Source organism: Streptomyces sp. NPDC004539, from assembly GCF_040610055.1.
In the GTDB taxonomy this organism is placed as follows: Bacteria; Actinomycetota; Actinomycetes; order Streptomycetales; family Streptomycetaceae; genus Streptomyces.
In genome coordinates this window covers 1-15,835 of sequence record NZ_JBEXLS010000020.1, presented here as the reverse complement: position 1 = coordinate 15,835, position 15,835 = coordinate 1, and the positions used below count along the sequence as shown (strand labels likewise).

The 15,835-nt window shown below is 71.8% G+C and carries 15 protein-coding genes and 1 tRNA gene; 9 read left to right on the top strand and 7 right to left on the bottom strand.

Annotated features, from left to right (window positions below):
* The first annotated feature begins 35 nt into the window (after positions 1 to 35).
* On the top strand, positions 36 to 218 hold the full coding sequence (locus tag ABZX85_RS33550; RefSeq protein WP_355877097.1) for a hypothetical protein: 183 nt from the start codon (positions 36 to 38) through the stop codon (positions 216 to 218).
* Between the two features lie 100 nt (positions 219 to 318).
* Here ABZX85_RS33550 and mscL read toward each other — a convergent pair whose 3' ends face one another.
* The 6 genes from mscL to ABZX85_RS33520 form a co-directional block, all read right to left on the bottom strand.
* Positions 319 to 795 carry a large conductance mechanosensitive channel protein MscL gene (gene mscL, locus ABZX85_RS33545; protein WP_355877094.1) on the bottom strand — a complete coding sequence of 159 codons (477 nt, stop codon included), beginning with the start codon at positions 793 to 795 and terminating at the stop codon, positions 319 to 321.
* 141 nt (positions 796 to 936) lie between these two features.
* Complete coding sequence (locus ABZX85_RS33540; protein WP_355877092.1) at positions 937 to 1,524, bottom strand: hypothetical protein; 588 nt, start codon at positions 1,522 to 1,524, stop codon at positions 937 to 939.
* A 256-nt stretch (positions 1,525 to 1,780) separates the two neighbouring features.
* The gene (locus ABZX85_RS33535) at positions 1,781 to 2,614 is read right to left on the bottom strand and encodes an S-methyl-5'-thioadenosine phosphorylase (RefSeq protein WP_355877089.1); all 834 of its coding nucleotides are present in this window, start codon (positions 2,612 to 2,614) and stop codon (positions 1,781 to 1,783) included.
* Positions 2,615 to 2,706: 92 nt separating this feature from the next.
* Positions 2,707 to 3,024 (bottom strand): FmdB family zinc ribbon protein, encoded by a 318-nt coding sequence (locus ABZX85_RS33530; protein WP_355877086.1) that lies wholly within the window; start codon positions 3,022 to 3,024, stop codon positions 2,707 to 2,709.
* 67 nt (positions 3,025 to 3,091) lie between these two features.
* Entirely contained in the window at positions 3,092 to 4,369 is a 1,278-nt protein-coding gene (locus tag ABZX85_RS33525; RefSeq protein WP_355877084.1) for an MFS transporter, read from the bottom strand.
* 231 nt (positions 4,370 to 4,600) lie between these two features.
* Complete coding sequence (locus ABZX85_RS33520) at positions 4,601 to 6,151, bottom strand: potassium/proton antiporter (RefSeq protein ID WP_355877081.1); 1,551 nt, start codon at positions 6,149 to 6,151, stop codon at positions 4,601 to 4,603.
* A 211-nt stretch (positions 6,152 to 6,362) separates the two neighbouring features.
* Between ABZX85_RS33520 and ABZX85_RS33515 the strand changes: the two genes are divergently transcribed.
* Positions 6,363 to 9,188, top strand: coding sequence for a penicillin acylase family protein (locus tag ABZX85_RS33515; protein WP_355877078.1), 2,826 nt, complete (start codon positions 6,363 to 6,365; stop codon positions 9,186 to 9,188).
* A 101-nt stretch (positions 9,189 to 9,289) separates the two neighbouring features.
* Here the strand turns inward: ABZX85_RS33515 and ABZX85_RS33510 are convergent, their stop codons facing one another.
* Positions 9,290 to 9,916: a 5-formyltetrahydrofolate cyclo-ligase gene (locus ABZX85_RS33510; protein WP_355877076.1), complete on the bottom strand. Its 627-nt coding sequence runs from the start codon at positions 9,914 to 9,916 to the stop codon at positions 9,290 to 9,292.
* Positions 9,917 to 10,009: 93 nt separating this feature from the next.
* Here ABZX85_RS33510 and galU point away from each other — a divergent pair, with 93 nt between their 5' ends.
* The 7 genes from galU (at position 10,010) to ABZX85_RS33475 (ending at position 15,739) form a co-directional block, all read left to right on the top strand.
* Positions 10,010 to 10,921: a UTP--glucose-1-phosphate uridylyltransferase GalU gene (gene galU / locus ABZX85_RS33505; protein WP_355877073.1), complete on the top strand. Its 912-nt coding sequence runs from the start codon at positions 10,010 to 10,012 to the stop codon at positions 10,919 to 10,921.
* Positions 10,918 to 12,243 carry a gephyrin-like molybdotransferase Glp gene (gene glp / locus ABZX85_RS33500; RefSeq protein WP_355877070.1) on the top strand — a complete coding sequence of 442 codons (1,326 nt, stop codon included), beginning with the start codon at positions 10,918 to 10,920 and terminating at the stop codon, positions 12,241 to 12,243. Before galU ends, glp begins: the two co-directional genes overlap by 4 nt.
* Before the next feature lie 118 nt (positions 12,244 to 12,361).
* Positions 12,362 to 12,841: a cyclic pyranopterin monophosphate synthase MoaC gene (gene moaC, locus ABZX85_RS33495; protein WP_355877068.1), complete on the top strand. Its 480-nt coding sequence runs from the start codon at positions 12,362 to 12,364 to the stop codon at positions 12,839 to 12,841.
* A complete protein-coding gene (locus ABZX85_RS33490; protein ID WP_355877065.1) occupies positions 12,838 to 13,359 on the top strand; it encodes a MogA/MoaB family molybdenum cofactor biosynthesis protein in 522 nt (173 codons plus the stop codon). Before moaC ends, ABZX85_RS33490 begins: the two co-directional genes overlap by 4 nt.
* Complete coding sequence (locus ABZX85_RS33485; RefSeq protein WP_355877538.1) at positions 13,356 to 14,006, top strand: GNAT family protein; 651 nt, start codon at positions 13,356 to 13,358, stop codon at positions 14,004 to 14,006. Before ABZX85_RS33490 ends, ABZX85_RS33485 begins: the two co-directional genes overlap by 4 nt.
* A gap of 173 nt (positions 14,007 to 14,179) precedes the next feature.
* A complete protein-coding gene (gene glpR / locus ABZX85_RS33480; RefSeq protein ID WP_355877062.1) occupies positions 14,180 to 15,565 on the top strand; it encodes a gephyrin-like molybdotransferase receptor GlpR in 1,386 nt (461 codons plus the stop codon).
* Positions 15,566 to 15,662: 97 nt separating this feature from the next.
* Positions 15,663 to 15,739 (top strand) — tRNA-Ala (locus ABZX85_RS33475).
* Positions 15,740 to 15,835 lie beyond the last annotated feature (96 nt).

Below are 15,835 nucleotides of genomic sequence, written 5' to 3'. Positions count from 1 at the left end.
CACAACCCCGCCCCGGACCCCCGTACCCTGGAGGGATGAACACCCCCTCCGCCGAACCCCGTGACCCGAAGGCCGCCCTGGTCTTCGACGACCCGCTGGACCGGCAGTCGTCGGACGACACGGACCGCGGCTGGGGCGAGCCCTCCGGTACGACCGCCACCGACGCGGCGGCCGACCTGAAGCGCTTCCTCGACGAGAAGCCGCCCCACCACATCTGAGGCGCCCGCCGCCCCCCGGCCCACCCCCGAAGCCCTCCGGAGAGCCGAACGGCCCCGCAGGCACGGCCGGACGCCGCCCGCAGGGCCGAGAGGAGCGCGGCTACCGCCCGTCGTGCCCCGAACCCCGCTGGGCGACCAGCGCGTCCCGGATCTCCTTGAGGACCTCCAGTTCGGACACCTCGATGACCTCCTGGGTGCCCTCCTTGGCCTTCTGCCGGGCCGCCTGCTTCGCCAGGTACTTCGACATCGGCAGCACCATCAGGAAGTACACGACCGCGGCCGTGATCACGAAGCTCAGCGTCGCCCCGAGGACCGAACCCCACTGGATCAGGACGCCGCTCTCCAGCGAGCCGTCGGCCGCCAGCTTGCAGGGCTCCTTCAGACACGCGCTGTAGCTGTCCAGGTTCTTCGTGCCGATCGCACCCACCAGCGGGTTGATGACGCCCTTCACCACCGAGTTGACGATGTTCGTGAAGGCGGCGCCGATGACCACCGCGACTGCCAGATCGACGACGTTGCCACGCGTCAGGAAGGCTTTGAAGCCGTCCCAGACGCCGGCCCCCTTCTTTTCGCTCACCTCGGTGACACTCCTCACATGCTCTGGCTGTGGAACGAACAGCTCCGCAACCTACGCCAGAGCGAGGCGTACATGTCCAATTCGGTAGCTCGAACGAGGGACTTGACGGAGACAGACCGTACCCGAACGGGATGAAGAACCTCACCACAGAGTCACCGCCAGCCGTTCCGTGACCCCCGCGCCGGCCAGTCGCGCCGCCGCCCCGCGAGGCACCGAGAGAACGACCAGCGCCCCGCTGTCCGCCCGCCCGCCGAACGGCTCCGGCACCTTCGACACCAGCGCCCCGCGCGCGACGACCCGGGCCTCCCCACCGCCCGCCGAGGCCGGCTCGGAGGCGATCACGTCGACCCGGTCGCCCGGCCGCAGCAGCCGTACCGTCTCCGCGTCCGCGATCCGCACCGGCGCCGACACGGTCTCCCCGTCGGCCCCCCGCCCGGACACCCCGGCGCCCCGCGGACTCCCGGCGCTGTCACCGGGACGCGCGGCGACAGCGCGAGGGCTCGCGGCGGCGGCGAGCGGCCCGCCGCCCTCCCCAGGCCGCCCGCGAGCCCGCTCACCACCCCGCCCGCCCTCCTGCGGCCCCGCCGCCACCAGCCCCGCGGCGGTCACGGCGAGCCCCAGCGCCAGCGCCCGCCTCCGCTGCCGCGCCAACCGCCCCAGCCGATACCGCGCACCCCGCACCCGCACCGGCGAGAAATGCGGAACCTCGCACGTCGGAGGCGTGTCCATACCCGGCGGGCAGGCGTCGGGCGACGGGGGAGAGGGCGGAACGGACACGGGATCACCACCAGCGACGAAGGGCCGGCCCGCCGGCACCCCGGCGGACCACGCGGACCGCGAACCCGGCCTGCGAACCCCACGATGACCTTCTCCGCAACCCCCCACTTCGCCCTGTGGAAAACCCACAGCCTGTGGAAAAACCCGTCACCCCATCAGGGCAGCCCCGACCATCAGGGCATCCGGACCGACAAGGCAGCCCCGGCCGTCAGGGCAGCTCGAACCCCGGCTCCATCCCGCCCAACGCGTTCACACACAAACACTCCCTCTCCCCATCCGCCGGCAACCCCGCCACCACCTCGAACAACACCTCCCGCAACCGCCCCACATTCGCCGAGAACACCTCCAGCACCTCCTCGTGGGACACCCCCTCCCCCGTCTCCGCCCCCGCGTCCAGATCGGTCACCAGCGTCAACGACGTGTAGCAGAGCTCCAGTTCACGGGCGAGCGCCGCCTCCGGATGCCCCGTCATCCCGACGACCGACCACCCCTGAGCCCGGTGCCACAGCGACTCCGCCCGCGTCGAGAACCGCGGCCCCTCGACGACGACCAGCGTCCCGCCGTCCACGGCCTCCCACCCCCGCCCCCGGGCCGCCTTCAGCGCCGCCGCCCGCCCGGTGGGGCAGTACGGGTCGGCCAGCGACACATGGACGACGTTCGGGACGCTCCCGTCGGGCAGCGGCAGCCCGTCGAAGTACGTGCCCGCGCGCGCCTTCGTCCGGTCGACCAGCTGATCGGGCACCAGCAGCGTCCCGGGCCCGTACTCGGGCCGCAGCCCGCCCACCGCGCACGGCCCGAGGACCTGCCGCACCCCGACCGACCGCAGCGCCCAGAGGTTGGCCCGGTAGTTGATCCGGTGGGGCGGAAGGCTGTGCCCGCGCCCGTGCCGGGGCAGGAACGCGACCCGCCGCCCGGCGACCTCACCGAGGAACAGGGAGTCGCTGGGGGCGCCGTAGGGGGTGTCGACCCGGACCTCGGTCACGTCGTCGAGGAACGAGTAGAAGCCGGAACCGCCGATCACGCCGATCTCTGCGTTCGTCATGTCCGGAACAGTAGCCGCGGGCAGCGGGCACCCCACAGAACGCCGAACACCCCGCCGTCACAGGACGGCGGGGCGGATCGGAGCGAGGTGCGTCAGGCGGCGGTCGTACCGGCGGACGGCTTCGAGTCCGAGGCGGGCTTCGCGTCGGACGACGGCTTGGAGTCCGAGGACGACGAGGAGGACGACGACTTGGCCGACGCCGACGCCGACGCCGGCGAGCTGCTCGACGAGGAGCCGCGGCTGTCGTTGCGGTAGAAGCCGGAGCCCTTGAAGACGATGCCGACCGCGGAGAACACCTTCTTCAGGCGGCCACCGCAGCTGGGGCACTCGGTCAGGGCGTCGTCGGTGAACTTCTGCACCGCCTCAAGGCCCTCGCCGCACTCGGTGCACTGGTACTGGTAGGTCGGCACTGTCTTCCTCCTGGCACTCTCACTCGATGAGTGCTAACGAGGGTCCATAGTGGACTATTCCCGGGGATCAGTCCACTGCCACCGGCACGCGGTGACCGACGCCACGTGCGACCGTGCGCCCGCGCGCGGGTGCCGCGAGCCGGGAACGCAGCGCCAGGACGGTCGCCAGGGCGAGCAGCGTGCCGCCCAGGGGCACGAGGAACCCGGAGCCGCCCCAGAAGCGGTCCTCCAGCTGCCCGGCGACCGTGACGGCCGCCGCCTGCCCGAGGGCGACCGCGCCGGTCATCCAGGTGAACGCCTCGGTGCGCGCCCCGGCCGGGACCAGCTCCTCGACGAGCGTGTACCCGGTGATCAGCGCGGGCGCGATGCACACGCCGACCAGCAGCCCGAGCCCGGCGAGCACCGGTACCGAGTGCGCGGCCCACAGCCCGGAGGCGACCAGCGCCAGCGCGCCGTACGCGACGAGCAGCCGGCGCCTCGGGGCGACCTTCCAGGCGATCGCGCCGCAGACGACCCCGGAGAGCATGTTGCCGGCGGCGAACGTGCCGTACAGGACGCCGTTCAGACCGGGTTCGCCGATCGACTCGCTGAACGCGGCCAGGGACACCTGCATGCCGCCGAAGACGGAGCCGATGCCGAGGAACGCGACGATCAGGACCCGCACCCCGGGGACGCGCAGTGCGGAAGCGTGCTCCACGCGCGCGTGGTCGTCGGCGGCGACCGGGGGCTGGGTGCTCTTCTGCGCGGCGAACAGCAGCCCGCCGATCAGGGTCAGGGAGGCTTCCGTGACGAGCCCGGCGGCCGGGTGGACTGTGGTGCACAGGGCGGTCGCCAGCAGCGGGCCGACGACGAAGGTCAGCTCGTCGGTGACGGACTCGAAGGCCGCCGCCGTGGGCAGCAGGGGGGAGTCCTTCAGGGTCACGCCCCAGCGGGCGCGGACCATGGGGCCGACCTGCGGCACCGAGGCGCCCGTGGGGACGGCCGCGGCGAACAGCGCCCACAGCGGGGCGCCGGCCAGCGCCAGCGCCGTCAGCGTGAGCCCCGAGAGCGTGTGCACGACGATGCCGGGCAGCAGGACCGCGCGCTGGCCGTACCGGTCGGCGAGACGGCCGCTGAAGGGCGAGAACAGGGCCAGGGAGACGCCCGTGACGGCCGCCGTGGCGCCTGCCGCGCCGTACGAGCCGGTGGTGTGCTGGACCAGCAGCACGATGGAAATGGTCAGCATCGCGAACGGCTGGCGTGCCGCGAAGCCCGGCAGCAGGAAGGTCCACGCGCCGCGCGTGCGCAGCAGTTGCCCGTATCCGGGGCGGCCTTCGGCTGACTTCTTGGTGACCGTGGACTCCACGGCCCGTGCCTTTCTGCCGCCTGGTAGCGCGCCCTGTGGGGGACGCCGAGAGCTGTCCTCTTGCGCGCTGCGGTAGATACCGACGCCCCGGGAGGGCGTTTCGGCCGCCATACGGTCGCGCCAGCTCTGCTTCAGACAGAGTTGGTTCGATCTAGGTGCGCGTTCATCGTACAGGCGCGGAACCCCGCGCGGACTGTGAAAGTGAGCACTGCGAAACCTGTCGGTAACGCGTCACCGGCGCTTCACGTTCCCGTCCGTCCCCAGCCAGCCGGCGAGCTTTCCGCCGTGGCCGACGGCGCGCAGCCGCTTCTCGGCGGCGTCCCGGACGGGGTCGGTGGCGACGACGAGCAGTTCGTCGCCCTGCCGCAGGACGGTCGTCGGGGACGGCACGAAGGAGGCGTCGTCCCGGACGACGAGGGTGACGGCCGCCCCGGCGGGCAGCCGCAGCTCGCTGACCTCGACGCCGTGCATCTTCGACCCCTCCGGGATCGCGACGGACAGCAGATGGCCGCGCAGCCGCTCCAGGGGCGCCGATTCGATGCCCAGGTCGGTCGCCTCGCTGCCGCCGCCCAGCCGCAGGGTCCGGGCGAGCCAGGGCAGCGTCGGCCCCTGGACGAGCGTGTAGACGACGACCAGCACGAACACGATGTTGAAGATCCGGTGGTTGCCGTCGACGCCGTTCACCATGGGGATCGTCGCCAGGATGATGGGCACCGCGCCGCGCAGCCCCGCCCAGGACATCAGCGCCTGCTCCTGCCAGGGCACCCGGAAGGGCAGCAGGCACAGCAGGACGCTCAGCGGGCGCGCGACCATCGTCAGGACCAGTCCGATGATCAGGGCGGGCATGAAGTCGTCGCCCAGTTCGTGCGGGGTGACCAGCAGGCCGAGCAGGACGAACATGCCGATCTGGGCGATCCAGCCGAGCCCTTCGGCGAACCCGCGCGTGGCGGGCCAGTGCGGCAGTTTGGCGTTGCCGAGCACCATGGACGCCAGGTAGACGCCCAGGAAGCCGCTGCCGTGCGCGAGCGCGCCGCCCGCGTACGCGGCGGTGGCGATGGCCATCACGGCGATCGGGTAGAGGCCGGAGGCGGGCAGCGCGATGTGCCGCAGGCCCCAGGCGCCCGCGAAACCGACCGCCAGGCCGATCGCGGCGCCGATGGCCAGCTCCAGGGCTATCTCGCCGAGCAGGACGTACCAGTGCTCCACCGGGCCCGCCGTGGAGAAGGCGACGACCAGGATGACCACCGGGGCGTCGTTGAACCCCGACTCGGCCTCCAGGGTGCCCGTCACGCGCGCGGGCAGCGGGATACGGCGCAGCACGGAGAAGACCGCCGCCGCGTCCGTGGACGACACCACCGCGCCGATGATCAGCGCCTGCCGCCACTCCAGCCCGACCAGGTGGTGGGCGGCGGTGGCCGTGATCCCGACGCTCACCGCGACCCCGGCGAGCGCCAGCGCGGAGGCCGCCGGGAGCGCCGGCTTGATCTCCTTCCACTTCGTGCCCAGACCGCCCTCGGCGAGGATCACGACCAGGGCCGCGTACCCGATGACCTGGGTCATCTCGGCGTTGCTGAAGTGGATGTCGCCGATGCCGTCCTGGCCCATGAGGACGCCGATCCCCAGGTACACGAGCAGGCTGGGGAGCCCGCTGCGCGAGGAGATCCGTACGGCCGCGACGGCGACGAGCAGGACGAGCGAGCAGACGAGCAGGAGCTGGTTGAGGTGGTGGACGGTCAGCGGCCGATTCCTTTCCTGGCGCGCGTGGTTGATCACATCGGACATGAAGCGCCGACGCCACACATCCAACTACTTCGTTACCTTACCTAACTCTTGACGATTTCTTGACGCTCGCCGAGGTGTGGACCGGAGGCTCCCGCATCCGCGTTCCCGACTCCGAGTCAAGTCGCGCCTGACCCTGCGCCTATGGTTGCTCCAGCGTTCATTCAAAGTCACAGCCCGACCTGCCGCTCGCGTTAGGACAGCAAGGACAGCGATGCCCCCGAATACCACCGCCACAGCGGGTGACAAGCCCGGCAAGTCCGGCAGGAAAAAGGGGCGCAAAGCCCGCCTGATCGTGATCATCCTGGTCCTGGCGGTGATCGGCGGCATCGCCTACGGCGGTTACTGGTCGGTCAGCACCGTCCGCGCCTCCTTCCCGCAGACCACGGGAGAGATCAAGCTCGACGGCCTGGCGGGTCCCGTCGACGTCAAGCGCGACGGCTACGGCATCCCGCAGGTCTACGCCTCCTCCGACGAGGACCTGTTCATGGCGCAGGGCTACGTCCAGGCGCAGGACCGGTTCTACGAGATGGACGTCCGCCGCCACATGACCTCCGGACGCCTCTCCGAGATGTTCGGCAAGGGCCAGGTCAAGAACGACGAGTTCCTGCGCACCCTGGGCTGGGACCGCGTCGCCAAGGAGGAGTACGACAAGGTCCTGTCGGCCTCCACGAAGAAGTACCTCCAGGCGTACGCCAAGGGGGTCAACGCCTACCTCAAGGGCCGGTCCGCCGAGGACATCTCCCTGGAGTACGCCGCCCTGGGCTTCACGAACGACTACAAGCCCACCGAGTGGACCCCCGTCGACTCGGTCTCCTGGCTCAAGGCGATGGCCTGGGACCTGCGCGGCAACATGAAGGACGAGATCGACCGCGCCCTCATGACCAGCCGCCTCGGCCCGCAGCAGATCGCCGACCTGTACCCGGCCTACCCGTACAGCCGCAACCAGGCGATCGTCCAGGAGGGCCAGTACGACGAACTGACCGGCGAGTTCGAGTCGAAGAACGACTCCGGCTCGTCCTCCGGCAGCTCCGGCTCCAGCTCCGGTTCGGGTTCAGGTTCTTCGGCGAGCTCCAGCGGCTCCTCCACGGGCTCGGGGAGCGGCTCGGGCTCCGGAACCTCCACGCAGGGCTCCTCGGCCCTCCAGGGCCAGCTGGCGGGCCTCAACGGCGTCCTCGACGACCTTCCCGAGGCCGTCGGCGTGAACGGCAACGGCATCGGCTCCAACTCCTGGGTCGTCGCCGGCAAGTACACGATCACCGGCAAGCCCCTCCTCGCCAACGACCCGCACCTCACGGCCTCGCTGCCGTCCGTCTGGTACCAGATGGGCCTGCACTGCCGCAGCATCTCGGCGACCTGCCAGTACGACGTCACCGGCTACACCTTCGCGGGCATGCCCGGCGTCGTCATCGGCCACAACCAGAACATCGCCTGGGGCATGACCAACTCCGGCGTCGACGTCACCGACCTCTACCTGGAGAAGATCACCGGCGACGGCTACGAGTACGACGGCAAGGTCCGCCCGTTCACCACGCGCGAGGAGACCATCAAGGTCGCCGGCGGCAGCTCCAAGAAGATCGTCGTCCGCCAGACCGAGGACGGCATGCCCCTGCTGTCCGACCGCAACGACGAACTCGTCGACGTCGGCAAGAAGGCCGGTGTCACCTCCGCCGCCCCGGACCGCGGCGACGGCTACGGCGTCGCCCTGAAGTGGACCGCCCTCGAACCCGGCACCACCATGGACGCCGTCTTCGCGATGAACAAGGCGTCCGACTGGGAGAGCTTCCGGGACGCCGCCAAGCTCTTCGACGTCCCCTCGCAGAACCTGATCTACGCCGACACGAAGAACGACATCGGCTACCAGCTGCCCGGGAAGATCCCCACGCGCGGGAAGAACCACGACGGCTCCATCCCGGCCCCCGGCTGGGACGCCAAGTACACCTGGACCGGCTACCTCAAGTTCGACCAGCTGCCCTACGAGTACAACCCGGCGCGCGGCTACATCGTGACCGCGAACCAGGCCGTCGTCGACCCCGACGCGTACCCGTACACGCTCACCACCGACTGGGGCTACGGCACCCGCAGCCAGCGCATCACCGACCTGATCAAGCAGAAGATCGAGGGCGGCGGCAAGATCTCCACCGACGACATGCGCCAGATGCAGCTCGACAGCAGCAGCGAGATCGCCAAACTGCTCGTCCCGAGGCTGCTGAAGATCGACCTCGACGACCCGGACGTCCGGGAGGCCCAGAAACTCCTCCAGGGCTGGGACTACACCCAGGACGCCGACTCCGCCGCCGCGGCCTACTTCAACGCCGTGTGGCGCAACATCCTCAAGCTCGGCTTCGGCAACAAGCTCCCGAAGGAGCTGCGCGTCGAGGGGCAGTGCCTGTGGGTCGATCCGGTCAACAGCACCGGACCCGTCGACGACACCCAGAAGGTCCGTGAGTGCGGCACGCGCGACGCCGACCAGGCGCAGCCCGACGGCGGCGACCGCTGGTTCGAGGTGGTCCGCAACCTGATGGACAAGCCCAAGAGCGACTGGTGGACGACGCCCCGCTCCGGCACCCGCCCGGGCGCAACCGACCGTGACGGCCTCTTCAAGCGCGCGCTGATCGACGCCCGCTGGGAGCTGACCGCCAAGCTCGGCAAGGACATGGACACCTGGAGCTGGGGCCGCCTGCACCGGCTGTTCCTGAAGAACCAGACCCTCGGCACCGAAGGCCCCGACTTCCTGCGCTACATCCTCAACCGCGGCCCCTGGAAGCTCAGCGGCGGCGAGGCGTCCGTCAACGCGACCGGCTGGAACGCGGCCGGCGGCTACAACGTCGTCTGGGTCCCCTCGATGCGGATGGTCGTCAACCTCGACGACTTCGACAAGTCGAAGTGGATCAACCTCTCCGGCGCCTCCGGGCACGCCTTCAGCGCCCACTACACCGACCAGACCGGCAAGTGGGCCAACGGCGAACTCCTCGACTGGTCCTTCACCTCGAAGTCCGTCGACGACAGCACGAGCGACACCCTCACGCTGAAGCCGTGACGCGCACGCGCGACTGACGAAAAGGGGCCCCCGCGCGGGGGCCCCTTCTCTTTGCCGTTTCCCGTTCGTCGCTACGACACTGTTTCGTCGCTACGAACGCGTTACGACGAAACAGTCCCGTACCGTCGCACCCCCGACGGCGTCACCACCGCGTGCACCGGCCGGTCGTGCCCCTCCGCGGGCACCCGCCCGACGACCTCCCCGTCGTACAGCAGCACCACCAGCGCCGCCCCGGCCCCCGCCCGCTCCAGCCGCGCCAGCACCCGGTCGTACGACCCCCCGCCGCGCCCCAGCCGCATCCCGCGCGCGTCGACCGCGAGACCGGGCAGCAGGACGGCGTCGGCGCCCGTCACGGCGTCCGGGCCGAGCCGCTCGCCGGAAGGCTCCAGAAGGGCCATCCGCGCCCCGTGCCGGACGCTCACCAGGGAGCCCTCGCCGTCGTACACCCCCCAGTCCAGGTCGTTGTCCGGCAGCAGCGCGGGCAGCAGCACGCGTACGCCCCGCGCGCGCAGCGCGTCCAGGAGCGCGGGCGTGCCGGGCTCGCTCCCCACGGAGACGTACGCCGCCACCGTGCGCGCGTGCGCCAACTCGGGCAGCTCCAGCGCGCGTCCGGCGAGCGCCACCGCCGATTCCCGCAGCTCGTCGGGGGTCAACTCGGCCCGTGCGGCGAGGAGTTCCCGCCGCAGCTCCCGCTTGCCGGACGCGGCCGGACCGCTGGAAACGCTCATGCACCACTCCGCACTGTCTCGAATGCGCTCATATGAGCATCCATGATCCGGTGTCACAGATTCCGCTCAAGAGCACCGGATAGGGTGACCGCCATGACTCAGTCCCACCCCAGGATCAGCAAGGCTGTCATCCCCGCGGCCGGCCTCGGAACCCGGTTCCTGCCGGCGACGAAGGCGACTCCCAAGGAGATGCTCCCGGTCGTGGACAAGCCCGCGATCCAGTACGTGGTCGAGGAGGCCGTCGCCGCCGGACTCGACGACGTCCTCATGGTCACCGGCCGCAACAAGCGGCCCCTGGAAGACCACTTCGACCGCAACTACGAGCTTGAGTCGGCGCTCCAGAAGAAGGGCGACGCCGCCCGGCTCGCCAAGGTCCAGGAGTCCAGCGACCTCGCGACGATGCACTACGTGCGCCAGGGCGACCCCCGAGGACTCGGTCACGCCGTCCTGTGCGCGGCCCCGCACGTCGGGAACGAGCCGTTCGCGGTCCTCCTCGGCGACGACCTGATCGACCCGCGCGACCCCCTGCTCCAGCGGATGATCGAGGTCCAGGAGCGGCACGGCGGCAGCGTCGTCGCCCTCATGGAGGTCGCCCCCGAGCAGATCCACCTCTACGGGTGCGCTGCTGTCGAGCCCACCGCCGACGCCGACGTCGTCCAGGTCACCGGCCTGGTCGAGAAGCCGGAGCCCGCGGACGCCCCGTCGAACTACGCGATCATCGGCCGCTACGTCCTCGACCCGGCCGTCTTCGACATCCTGCGGACCACCGCCCCCGGGCGCGGCGGCGAGATCCAGCTCACCGACGCCCTCCAGCACCTCGCCGAGGACGAGACCGTCGGCGGCCCCGTGCACGGCGTCGTCTTCAAGGGCCGCCGCTATGACACCGGCGACCGCGGCGACTACCTGCGTGCCATTGTCAGACTCGCGTGCGAACGTGAAGACCTGGGACCGGACTTCCGGACCTGGCTCCACCGTTACGTCACCGAGGAGTTGCAGCCGCGTTGAGCACCGCCGCACCCAGCCCCGCCGCCCAGGACCGCAGATGGTCCGTGGCCGAGCACCTGGAGGACGTCCTCGCGACCGTCCGCCCCCTCGAACCCATCGAGCTGCAACTCCTCGACGCCCAGGGCTGCGTCCTCGTCGAGGACGTCACGGTCGCGGTCTCCCTCCCGCCGTTCGACAACAGCTCGATGGACGGGTACGCGGTCCGGGTCGCGGACGTCGCGGGCGCGAGCGAGGAGTTCCCGGCCGCCCTGGAGGTCGTCGGGGACGTCGCGGCGGGACAGCAGGCGGGCCTGCTGCACGTCGGCCCCGGGCAGGCCGCCCGGATCATGACCGGCGCCCCGCTGCCGCCCGGCGCCGAGGCCGTCGTCCCCGTCGAGTGGACCGACGGCGGGCTCGGGGCGGGGCCGGTCGGTTCGATGCGGGCCTACAGCGTCGCGCCCGAGGGGGCCTTCGGGCAGGTCCGCGTGTACCGGCCCGCCGAGGCACGCGCGCATGTGCGCGCGCAGGGCAGCGACGTCCGCGCGGGCGACCGCGCGCTCAGCGCCGGCACGGTCGTCGGACCGCCGCAGATTGCCCTGCTCGCCGCGATCGGCCGCGCCACCGTACGCGTACGCCCGCGCCCGCGCGTGGTCGTCGTGTCCACCGGCAGCGAACTGGTCCAGCCCGGCGAGGAGCTGGCCGACGGCCAGATCTACGACTCCAACAGCTTCGCCCTCACCGCTGCCGCGCGCGACGCCGGAGCGATCGCCTACCGGGTCGGCGCGGTCTCCGACGACGCCGAGACGCTCCGCTCCACCATCGAGGACCAACTGGTCCGCGCCGACCTCCTGGTGACCACCGGAGGCGTCAGCGTCGGCGCCTACGACGTCGTCAAGGAAGCCCTGTCGTCCGTCGGCGACGAGGACGAGGCGGGCAGCGGCGTCGACTTCCGCACGCTCGCCATGCAGCCCGGCAAACCCCAGGGCTTCGGCACCGTCGGCCCCGACCACATCCCGCTGCTGGCCCTCCCGGGCAACCCGGTCTCCTCGTACGTCTCCTTCGAGCTGTTCGTCCGGCCCGCGATCCGCGCCCTGATGGGCCTCCCGGACGTCCACCGGCCCACCACGCGCGCGAAGCTCACCGCCGACAAGCCCCTGACGTCCCCGGCGGGCCGCCGCCAGTTCCTGCGGGCCACCGCCGGAGACGGCACCGTCAGCCCCGTCGGCGGCTCCGGCTCCCATCTCGTCGCCGCCCTGGCGCACGCGGACGCGCTGATCGTCGTCCCGGAGGACGTGGAGCGCGTCGAACCGGGCACCGAGGTCGAGGTCGTCCTGCTCGGCTGACCCGGCCGAGGCACGCGCGCGTGACCGGCGGTCCGCAGGACGGTCCCGTTCCGTCGTCCCGCCGGTCGGGGAGTACCGTGTCGCGCACAACAGGCCCGGACCGGGAGCGCCACACAGCATGAACACGCAGGACCGACTGACGCACATCGACGAGGCGGGCGCCGCCCGGATGGTCGACGTGACCGGCAAGGACGTGACGGCCCGCACCGCGCGCGCCTCCGGGCGCGTCCTCGTCTCCCCGCGCGTGGTCGAGCTGCTGCGCGGCGAGGGGGTCCCCAAGGGCGACGCCCTCGCCGTCGCCCGGATCGCGGGGATCATGGGCGCCAAACGCACCCCGGACCTGATCCCGCTGTGCCACCCGCTGGCGCTGTCCGGTGTGACACTGGACCTGTCGGTCGCGGACGACGCCGTGGAGATCCTCGCGACGGTCCGCACCGCGGACCGCACGGGCGTCGAGATGGAGGCCCTCACCGCCGTCTCCGTCGCCGCGCTCACCGTGGTCGACATGGTCAAGGCTGTCGACAAGGGAGCGGTCATCACGGACGTGCGCGTGGAGGAGAAGACCGGCGGCAAGTCGGGCGACTGGAGCAGGGCATGACAAGCAGTCGGCATGCGGGAGGCGCGTCGTACTCCGCGCTGGTCGTGACCGCCTCCAACCGGGCCTCCGCGGGCGTCTACGAGGACAAGGGCGGCCCGCTGGTCGCCGAGGGCCTGCGCGGCCTCGGATTCGCCGTGGACGGCCCGCAGGTCGTCCCCGACGGCGACCCCGTGGAGACGGCGCTGCGCGCGGGCGTCGACGCCGGGTACGACGTGATCGTCACGACCGGCGGCACCGGCGTCTCGCCCACCGACCGCACCCCCGAGGCGACCCGCGCGGTCCTCGACCACGAGGTCCCCGGCATCGCCGAGGCCATCCGCGCGTACGGCCGCGACAAGGTCCCCGCCTCCGCGCTGTCCCGGGGGGTCGCGGGCCTCGCGCGCGGGACGCTCATCGTCAACCTCCCGGGCTCCACCGGCGGCGTGAAGGACGGACTGGCCGTCCTGGAGCCCCTGCTGGTCCACGCCGTCGACCAGATGCGCGGCGGCGACCATCCCAGATCCGGGGGTGCGAGCTGAACAGCCCATCCTGGCCCGCCCGGCTGGTCGACGGCGACGTCGTCCTGCGGCCGATAAAGGTGCGCGACCAGAACGCCTGGCGCGAGGTCAACCGGCGCAACCGCGACTGGCTGCGCCCCTGGGAGGCGACGATCCCGCCGCCCGCGCCGAACGGGCCCCTCGCGCACCGGCCGACCTACCGGCAGATGGTCCGCCACCTGCGCTCCGAGGCGAACGCGGGCCGCATGCTGCCGTTCGTCATCGAGTACCAGGGGCGTCTGGTCGGCCAGTTGACGGTCGCCGGCATCACCTGGGGCTCCATGTGCTCCGGGCACGTCGGGTACTGGGTCGACGAGGCGGTGGCCGGCCGGGGCGTCATGCCGACGTCCGTCGCCCTCGTCGTCGACCACTGTTTCCGCACCGTCGGACTGCACCGCATCGAGGTCTGCATTCGCCCCGAGAACGGACCGAGCCGCCGGGTGGTCGAGAAACTCGGATTCCGGGAGGAGGGGCTGCGCCCCCGTTATCTGCACATCGACGGCGCCTGGCGTGACCACCTCGTGTTCGCACTCACCTCCGAAGAGGTACCCGAAGGGCTGCTGAACCGCTGGCGCCGTTCGTACGACCGGCATCGCGCGCCGGGTCATCCCACCGGACCGGGAAATTGAATAAACGTTCGAATATGATCGAGCGGTGACCGTCTTCGCACATTGACGTTCACCCTCCGGGTGGTCCGCTGATCGCATCGGTCACAAAAAAAGCTCGAAATATCAGCCAGATCGTGCGACACACCGGCCCAATTGGCGGATGGCCTCAACCAAATCCCTCTACGGTGTGAGGCGTGAGCAGCAGCGGCCTCATCTACGCAGTCATTGTCGGGGCCTGGGCCGCCTACTTGGTGCCGATGTGGCTCCGTAGGCAGGACGAGCTGAACGAGGCCCGTCCGACGGAACGCTTCAGCACTGCCATCCGGTTGCTGTCCGGCCGGGCAGGGATGGAGCGCCGGTACGCCCGGGACCTGAGGGCCCGCTCCGCCGAGGCGGGGGAGCCCGACGACGACGCCCCGGACGTCGCCACCGAACCGGTGGACGTCCGGGCCTTCACCATGCCTCCGGCGCGCCAGCAGGCGCACGCGGCGGCTCCGGAACGCGAACCGGGGCGGGCCGATACGGCGGGGCGGGAGGCGGCGGGGCGTGAGTCCGCGGCCCGTGATTCCGTCGGCCGGGAGTCCGCCGGGCGTGAGGCTGCGGGCCGTGACGCGAAGGGCCGCGATTCCGTCGGCCGCGAGGTCAGGCAGGCGGCCTCCGCGCCGTCGGCCGACGCCGCGCACGCGCGCGAGGCGCACTCCGTACGGGACCGGGAGCAGCACCCCGCGCGGGAGGCGCACCCCGCGCCCGCGCAGCAGCAGCGCGCGCCCGGCGCCCGGCGCACGCCCCCCGCGACCGCCCGGTCCACCGAGCGCGCCCAGCGCTCCAAGGCCCTCGCGCGCCGTCGCCGTACCACCGTGCTGCTCTTCCTCGCCTTCACCATGGGCGCGGTCGTCGCCGCCGTGGGCGGGCTCGCGTTCCTCTGGGCGCCCGGCGTGCCCGCCGTCCTGCTCAGCGTGTACATCGCGCACCTGCGCTCCCAGGAGCGGGGCCGCTTCGCCGTCCAGATGGACCGCCGGCGCGCGGAGGTCGCCGCGCAGCACCTCAAGGAGCGCGTCCGCCAGCCGCACCGCCGGACGTCCGCCTCGGTGGCCACGGAGGCGTTCGACGTCCCCGCAGAGGAGCCGGAAACGGCGCCCGAGCCCGAGGACCCCTCGCTGCTCGCCCTGGCCGCCGACCGCCGCGCGCTCGTCGAGCAGACCGACCACGCGGAGTGGGTCGACCAGCAGCGCGAACGGCAGCGCCGCCCCGACCACGGCGACAGCTGGGACCCCGTCCCGGTGCCCCTGCCGACGTACGTGACCGCCCCGGTCGCCCCGCGCGCGACGTCCGACGTCGACCTCGGCGCCCCGGACACCTGGAGCTCCGCCCGCTCCAGCGCGGTCGCCCCGGAGCACGAGGTGGAGGCCGAGCCGGCTCCCCAGGAGTCCCCGGACGCCGACGACGCCTCCCGCGCGGACGGCGACGAACGCTCCGACGCCCGCCGCGCCGCCTCCGCCCGCCGCTCCCGCGGACGCCTCCGCACGCCCCTGTTCGACCAGTACGAGGACGGCGACCGCCCGCGCGCCGCCAACGAGTGACCGACCGCCCCGTGACCTGCGCCCGGGCATCCGGCTCCCCCCGAGGGACGGATTTCCGAGCACCCCTCCGAGGGTGCTAGAGTTTCACTCGTTGCAAGGGCCTGTGGCGCAGTCTGGTAGCGCACCTCGTTCGCATCGAGGGGGTCTGGGGTTCAAATCCCCACAGGTCCACCAGCAACTGTTCTTGGGATATCCCAGGGGCAATTGACGAGTCCTCGGCTGATCTTCGGATCGGCCGAGGCTTTCGTCGTTTCTGGGGTGTGTTCGAGC